Raw genomic sequence first — 2,972 nt, forward strand, 5'->3', positions numbered from 1 at the left:
GGTGAGCAAAGTGTTAATAACAAGACCACCCCGCAGTATACCGATCCGCTCATTCGGCTGGGCGAGTTGTATCTCAACTATGCGGAGGCCGCCAATGAGGCCTACGGACCAAACGGCGCTGCGCCGGGTGCGACCATGACAGCCTTGCAGGCGCTGAACAAAATCCGTACACGGGCAGGGATGCCGGATGTATTGCCGGTTTTCTCGGGTTCGAAGGAGAAACTCCGGGATCGGATCAAAAACGAGCGTGTTATCGAACTTTGCTTTGAGGGTGCTCACTATTACCACGATATCCGCCGCTGGAAAGACGCACCGGCTGTTATGACCGGAACGCTTTACCGCATGGATGTGGAAAAAGTAGCGGTCAGCTCAACGTATCCGACCGGTTTTAAATACACCCGTTTGCCCTTATCGGCCGACCGTCAGGTTCGTTGGAAAGAAGCCATGTACTACCTGCCGTTCAACACGGAAGATATGTACAAGATGAAAAACTTCGTCTCCAATGATGTCTGGTAAGCCAACCCTTTAAACTGATTAACATGAAATTTTCGACCACATATATGTACAAGGGGTTGGCCGGCATGTTCATTGTCTGTCTCTTGCAGACAACAGCGGTTCATGCGCAGGATAAGACCCCTAAAAAGGCAAAACAAGCGGTTCCGATACATTTACGGGTAACCGACGAAGCCGGGAATCCGATCAATAAAGCGGTTGTTGTCATTGGCGAAGGCCGGATTTATGCCGAAACCAATGCATCCGGGGAGTTTGATTTTGACGGATTGTCCGATGATTACGTTACTATTTCGTCGCATGGCTTCGGCAAGTCAGTGTCGCTGGTGAGCGATATTATCCTGAACAGCAACATCAAGCTGAAAGCCGAGAAATTGTATGACACGGCGGATGATCTGGTGCAGTTGCCGTTTATGGACGTTAAAAAACGCCGCGCGACGGGTGCATACACGGTTCTCCGGACGACGGATCTGGAGAAATATCCGACCAACGACATGCGGAACGCCTTTGCCGGGCTGGTAAATGGCCTGGAGGTTATTGAACGCGATGGTTCGCCGGGCCTGAATGCCGAGGAACAAATCGGCAACTTCCGGATTACCGAAAAAATCGGGTTGAGTACCCGGGGCCGTAACCCGATTTTTATCATTGACGACATTCCGACCGACATCACCGAAATGCCGCTCGATCCGCAGGAAGTGGAGTCGGCGACGGTGATTAAGGATATCGTCGGGAAAACGATGTGGGGCCCGCGCGGTGCAGACGGGATTATCTATATCAAAACGAAACGTGGCCAGAAAAACGAACGGATACTTAACGTCAATGCCGAAGAAGGGGTCAGTATGATCGACCGGTTCCCGGGTTGGGCATCGGGGGCTGATTATGCCCGGCTGAACAACGTTGCGCGGACCAACAGCGGTTTGCCGGCGCTCTACAGCGAATCGGCCATCAACGAATACGGCAAAAACGATCCGTATAACATGTACTTCCCGAGCGTTGATTTCCGGAGTCTCATGTTGAAAAACTCGAAGTCGTTCCGCCGGATCAACCTCTCTTCGCTGGGTGGTAACGAATCCGTTCAGTATAGTGCCTACCTCGGCTATAACGGCGAAGGCGATATCTATAAAATCGGAGCGGCATCGGATTACAACCGCATCAACGTCCGGACAAATATCGATGTGAAAATCAATGACCTGATTAAGGTAAAGATCGGGTTCTTTGGTGGCCTTACCCTGCGTCGTTCGGCAAACTACGGGTATAACTCAAACTTTACCAGCGACGATGGCAATACCAACACGGCCCTCGATCTGGTAGAGCTGAACACGGTCCTGAACGACATCACCAATACCCCGCCGATTGCGTTCCCTGTTTATGCGGCGTTCGGTGATAACCCGGTAGCACCGTGGTATGCGGTAAGTGCCAACTCGGCCTATCGCCAGAACCCGATCGGTAACGTGATGCACAACGGGTATTATACCGAAACCGGCCGGACGGGTATGACCAACGTCGAGTTTGATTACGACATGAAAGAACTGATCCCCGGCCTGAAATCACGTACTTATGTTGGGTTTAATGCCTATAACAGCGTCCGGATCGGTAAGGCCGAAGATTACATCGCATACATCACTACGCCCGGCAAAACCGCCAGCGGAGCTGATACCGTCCGGTTATCCAAAGTACATGATGGCGTCGATATGGCTGGTCAGGAAAAGCTGCACGACTATTATTCGCAGCGATTCAGTGTATTTGAGAACCTGAACTATGAGCGCAACTGGGATGGTCATGAACTACAGGCTGGTCTGACGTATTACGTTGCGAAATCGGCCCGGAACGGAATTGAAGAGCCTCAGCGTGCGCAGAACGGCATCCTGACGGCGCAATACGCCTACCGCAACCGGTATATGTTCCAGGGCGTTCTGAACTATGCGGGTACTTATAGCTTTGCGAAAGACAAGCGGTATGCCATGTTCCCGGCAGCCGGTTTTGGCTGGGTGATTTCCGACGAAGGATTTATGTCGAAAGTCAAAGTCCTGAATTACCTGAAACTGCGTGCAGAAGCAGGCATCAACGGGTATGAAAGCTTCCTGCCGCCGTTTTATGATCTGGACCGCTGGGGCGTCAATACGACCGGTTCGGCTTTCGGCCCATACTCGACAAACCAGTGGTTTGGCAGCAATACCGATAACACCGTCTATCGTACGTCGCCAAGCCGGATCGGAAACCCGGAGCTGACCTGGGAAAAGCGGAAAGAGATTTCGGTTGGCCTGGATGCACTCCTGCTGAATCGGAAGCTGTCGGTAGAGATCAACTATTTCAACAACCTGCGCGACGGTATTGTCTCTCAGCTGGCAAACACCTTACCGTATCTGGTTGGTATCTCCGGTGCCCGCCCGTGGTTCAACTACAACAAGGTGCGTTATTTCGGGGTCGAAACCGGCATCCAGTACACCGACCGTGTCGGCAAC

2 protein-coding genes are annotated in these 2,972 nt (G+C 52.2%); both read left to right on the forward strand.

Annotated features, from left to right (window positions below; genetic code table 11):
* Positions 1–516 (forward strand): RagB/SusD family nutrient uptake outer membrane protein (locus tag BLX24_RS29805; protein ID WP_143092892.1); only part of this gene is annotated, 516 nt, incomplete at its 5' end.
* A gap of 23 nt (positions 517–539) precedes the next feature.
* Positions 540–2,972: SusC/RagA family TonB-linked outer membrane protein (locus BLX24_RS29810; RefSeq protein ID WP_177225969.1), on the forward strand; the 2,433-nt coding region annotated here is incomplete at its 3' end.

The organism is Arsenicibacter rosenii (assembly GCF_001870735.1).
Classification (GTDB): Bacteria; Bacteroidota; Bacteroidia; order Cytophagales; family Spirosomataceae; genus Arsenicibacter; species Arsenicibacter rosenii.